This is a genomic window from Prevotella conceptionensis 9403948 (genome assembly GCF_000312305.1).
Classification (GTDB): domain Bacteria; phylum Bacteroidota; class Bacteroidia; order Bacteroidales; family Bacteroidaceae; genus Prevotella; species Prevotella conceptionensis.
This window is the reverse complement of sequence record NZ_HE999445.1, coordinates 290,177-295,186: the sequence shown is the minus strand read 5'-3', so window position 1 is coordinate 295,186 and position 5,010 is coordinate 290,177. Positions and strand designations below refer to the sequence as shown.

Here is a 5,010-nt window from a genome sequence, read left to right as displayed (position 1 = left end):
GGAACTTTTCTTGGTCGATGTTCCACTTGGCACCAACATTCCATGTGGGCAACCATAGTGCGCGTGCCCCACGCCCCGAACTATTGGAGCCTTCGGTGTTGAGAACGAAGTTGAAAACGTAACGTCCGGCATAGCCGTAGGTCCCGTTTAGCGAGAAGGTTACGCCGCGTTCGTTGCGCTTATGCAGTCCAAAGTAACTGTTACCTTCGTTGGTTAGCTTGTCGAAGATAAGCGGATTGGTGTACACTTGGTTGCCGCGACCATATTGTATGCCGTAACCTTGGAAGGGTTGGTTGGAGCGATTGGCGGCGCGAACCTCGGTAAAGGCAAACGCTTTAAAGTCGTGCTGCCCCATGCGCTTATCGAAATCGAGGGCCAAACGTGCCAAAAAGCTGGTCATTGAGGTCTCGGTGCGGTTGAACAAGCCGCCGTGGGTAAGGCCAACCTTTGGTTGGAGCAGGGGATTATCCTTGTCGCGCACCAAGTAGATGTTCTCTTGTGCAACTGTGGGGTTGTCGTTGGCGCGATAAGCCTGCACTACGTTAGAGCCTTCGTCAACCTCGTGTGTGGTGACAGTGTTGGCACGGCGGGCCGAAAACAAGGTTTTCACGGCCAAGTCTGTCGTCAGTTGGTAGCTGCCTTCGGCTTGTAGCTTAAAGTCAAGCACGTCTACGTGGGTTTGGTTGTTGGCATATTCGTTCAGAATGTTGAACGGAGCCCAGTTGTTTCGATAGTAAGCCAGACTGCCGTCGGTGTTGTATGGGCGCAGCGTGCGGCTTGTGCCGAGGGCGTAAGAGAAGGGGTTGATGTCGAAATCGCGCTCAAACACACCCAAAGTGTGGTTTTTGCGTTGGGGCATGGTGCCTGGTGCCTTCTGTGAGCGTATGTTTCCTTGTGCCGAAAGCGTGGCGCGCATCTTCTCGTTAATATAAAAGGTGCTCTTGATGTTGGCCGTTAGGCGGCTAACCTTGTCGGCGATGGTCCAACCGCTATCGTGATAAAAGCCCACAGAGGCGTATGTTGCCACGTTTTTTCCGCCGCCGGCGAAGGTGAGCGAATGGTTGGTTGTGGGGTTAAGTGTAAAGAGCAGGTCGAACCAATCGGTGTTGGCGTATTCCCTTTCGCGCAGAAAGGCGTTGCGTGCCTCGGGCGTATTGGCTATTTGGTATCGGCCTGTTGAGGGGTCGATGGTGCTCAGCCCTCTGTACAACTCGTGGTAAACGCCTGCCCTTCGGCCGTAAAGCGCATTGCGGAGCCCAAAATATCCCTTGTCGTTCATCTCTTGATAGAGGGCCATTGTTTCTTGCGAGTTCAACAAGTCGAACTGGCTGTAACGCGGTTTCATGCGGATGGAGTTCTCTGTAGCGTAGCTTACGCGCAAGGGCGTTTCTCTTTTACCCGATTTTGTGGTCACAACGATAACGCCGTTGAGTGCGCGCGCGCCGTAAACAGAGGTTGCCGAGGCATCTTTCAGTACCTGAATGTCTTCTATGTCGGCAGGATTAAGGCCTGCAACGGCCGACCCAACCAGCGTGGCAGCATCGCCCGATGCCAGTTGGTCTAGGTTTAGGTGTACCAAGTCTTCGTAAACCACACCATCGATAACCCACAGCGGCTGCACGTTACCGATGATAGAGGCACCGCCACGGATGTTAATGCGCGGTGCAGAACCAAACGTTCCCGATATGTTTTGTATGGAAAGACCAGCCACACGCCCTTCAAGCATGCGCGAGAGGTCGGCTATACCTTCTAGTTTAATGTCGTTCATCTTAACCGAAGTGGCTGCACCGGTGTACACACGGTTGCGAATGTTCTGGTAACCAGTTACCACCACCTCGTCCACCATTCGGCTATCGGCCTTCATCACAATAGTCATGGGCTTGGCTTGGGCCTTGGTTCGCAGGGTGGTCATGCCCACATAGCTCACTTGTAGCGTTTGGCCAGGGGCGGCTTTAAGGGTAAAGTGTCCGTCGATGTCGGTCACGGCGCGCTCCGTGGTGCCTGCGGCTTGCACCAAGGCACCCACTAGGGTTTCGCCCTGTTCGTTCTTCACCGTTCCCGTTATGGTATTGGCGGTTTGCGCCATAGCCACTTGTAGGCAGGCCAAGAGCGCAAGGCAAAGGGTTAGGACTTTCTTCAAAGGGGTTGATATGTTTGTTGTCATAAGTTTGTTTGCTTAAACAGAGGGGGTTGTATGTGGGTGTTATAGGCGCCAGAGCACGCCTCCATAGATGCCAAGGGGATGGCCTGCGCGAAGTCCGGAGGGATGGCGCGACACTAAATAAACCTTGTTGGTGAGGTTGATGGCGTTAAGTGTGAGGGTGATGTGGCGGTTGAGATGTCCTTTTAGCGATGCATCTACGATGGCATGGGCGGGAATTTTCTCGCGTTCGGCAATGCGCCCTTGTCCTGGTTGGGTGCGCATGTCGCCGTTTATGCGCACGCCTATGTTGGCCTCAAAGCGTTTGTGCTCGAAACCTAGCTGGGCATTGAAGGCGTGCTTATATATATAAGGTATCTCGTCGCCATAGACAACGTCGCCCCACGACTCGCTGCTGAATGTGTTTCGCATCTCGGTATCGGTGTAGGTGTACGACAACTGCAAGGGCAATTGCACGCCCCAATGACGGGGTAGGGGTTGATAATGCAACATCAGTTCAAGACCTTTCACCACGGCTTTGCCCACGTTAAACTGGTCTAGTGTGCCTTGTCCGCCCTGTGCAGCAAGGTCGCTGCCCAACATGTTGTCGTAATTGTTGTAAAAACCGATGGCCTCTGCCTTCAAGTTATTGGTGGTAAGGCGCAATCCCGCTTCAAGGTTTACGCTGCTTTCGGCCTTTTGGTAGAGGGTGGCACTGGGTGGTGCGAAACCTTTGTGCACGCCGCCGAAAGCCGAAAGCACGGGGAGCAGACGATAGCTAACACCTAAACCGGGCAAGAAGGCTCGTGCGTGGTTGGGCGTTTCGATGCGAACCATGCCCGTGCGGCGCGGGTCGGCGGCAGTATAGTCGCGTTTTAGCAGGTCAACGTCTTCGTAACGAACGCCCAACGTTAGGGTTAGCGCGTCTTTGGCCCACTTGGTTAGGGCGTATCCGGCCCATGCGTGGGCCGTGGTGATGCGGTTTGCCTGACTTCCCGGCATACCTGCTAGGAACAAGTTCATCTTACCTTGCTGCATAGCGTAGGCATCATCCCGCTGAAAGCGGTCCTCGCCGTCGGCGTGATAGCGCAAACCAGCCTCGGCAGTGAAGTATCCGCCGAAGAGCATGGTGCGATATTCGGCCTTGCTTTGTATGCCTCGCGAGTGGTATGTACGGTAGTTGGCGCGCATCATGAGGGCCTCTCCTAGATAATCTTTTGCGCCAGTAAGGATGTCGAAGTAGTCTTTATTGGTTTCGGGGTCGGCAAGCACGCTGGCAATAGAACGTTTTTCGGCCTTGGTGTAGCCTGCCCGCACATCGCTTAGCTTGTACCAATTGCGGAAAAAGTGGTTGTAGTAGAGGTTAGTGGTTATCTTCCACTTGTTGGCTTTCTCTATGATATAGGTGCCAACCCATTGTGTGTGGCGCGTGGTAAGCTGGTCGCGTTGTGCGCCTGCGTAGCGAAAGTAAGGGCGTTGTGCGAAATCGGTTTCCGAAAGGCCAACGTAGGTTTCGTCGGAGGTTTCGTTGGCAAAGCCGAATTTAAGTTCAAAGAGGTGGTTTACGCCTTCGTCGTTGTCGGTTTGTGCCGAAACCTTGGCTATTAGGTCGTTGCGTTTAAAACCCGTGCGGTTGTCTGGCTCGTCACGGCGAAAGCCTTTCGATTGGTAACGCAGGTATTCTACCATATAACCCACGTGCTTGTGGCGGTTGCCAAAGCCTGCATACGATTTCAGGGTGTTGTAACTGCCATACGAAACTTGCGCCTTGCCCCACAATCGTTGGGGAATAGGCGTAGAAACCATGTTGATGGCACCACCCGTTGTGAACGGACCGTATTGCACTTGGCTGCTACCTTTAAGCACTTCGATGGCATACATGCGGGCGGCGTTTGGGAAATAGTAGGCGGCAGGTGCAGCGTATGGGGCTGGTGCTGCCAGTACACCGTCTTCCATGAGCGAGATACGTTCGCTACGTTCGGCCTTCGTACCGCGCAAACTGATGTTGGGGCGAAGTCCAAAGCCGTCTTCCTCGTACACGTTTACGCCGGGAACGCTTTTAAGCATGCGGTTGATGTCGGTGTAACCAAACTTAGCCAGTTCGGTGGGCGATAGGTAATAGGCCGACCCCGTACGGTTGCGAGCCTCGAACTTGCTGCCCAGCATTTGGTTGGAGCGCACCACCACTTCGCGAATGCGGTGTGTAGAGTCGGTCATGGCCTTGCTCTTGGTTGGTTCTTGGGCTTGGGCAGCGGTAAAGATGGCAAGCGCAAGGGTTGCAAGAGCGATAAGAAATTTCGTCCTGAATGTTTGACACATCATGATTTTTGGGTATTCTGTTTGTTTTCTGACAGTATTTCTCGACAGGCATTCTTCATTCCTACGCCCGCAGACGTGGACTAACCACGCTTTTCCCCCTCTCGGTTGTTGGTAGGCGCAGCGTTGTAGTTAGTGGCAAAAGCCTTTGTTTGTCAAGTAGATAATGTCAGTAAAAACAGTTGATGAATGGTTCCTTTTTATTCGTTTATTTATTTTCGGGTGCAAAATTAATAAATAATTAACTTTTATACAATCATTATTTCTCGGTATTTTAGATAGATGGGACTTTAAAGGTGAAAAGGTGAAAGGGTGAAAAGGTGAAAGGGTGAAAAGGTGAACGGGTGAAAGGGTGAAAAGATGGCTGCGCCACCAACTCGTCAACTCGTTAACTGGTCACCTTGTTAACTGGAAAAGGTGAAAAGATGACTGCACCCACCAACTTGTTAACTTGAAAGAATGAAAAGATGGCTGCGCCCACCAACTCGTCAACTTGTCAACGGTTGTAATGTTTTTAGTAAAAAATTTAACATTATAAGTGCCTTTTCTGCTCA

General features: G+C 52.4%; 2 protein-coding genes. Both read right to left on the bottom strand.

All coding sequences use genetic code 11. The features are described from left to right. On the bottom strand, positions 1-2,164 hold a 2,164-nt coding region (locus tag BN93_RS05540; protein WP_044259908.1), incomplete at its 3' end, for a SusC/RagA family TonB-linked outer membrane protein. Between the two features lie 39 nt (positions 2,165-2,203). Continuing rightward, complete coding sequence (locus BN93_RS05535; protein ID WP_019187355.1) at positions 2,204-4,462, bottom strand: TonB-dependent receptor family protein; 2,259 nt, start codon at positions 4,460-4,462, stop codon at positions 2,204-2,206. Positions 4,463-5,010 lie beyond the last annotated feature (548 nt).

What these genes read in the sequence shown, in the direction of transcription:
- BN93_RS05535 (WP_019187355.1), bottom strand. Translation starts at nt 4,462, where the DNA reads ATGATGTGTCAAACATTCAGGACGAAATTTCTTATCGCTCTTGCAACC.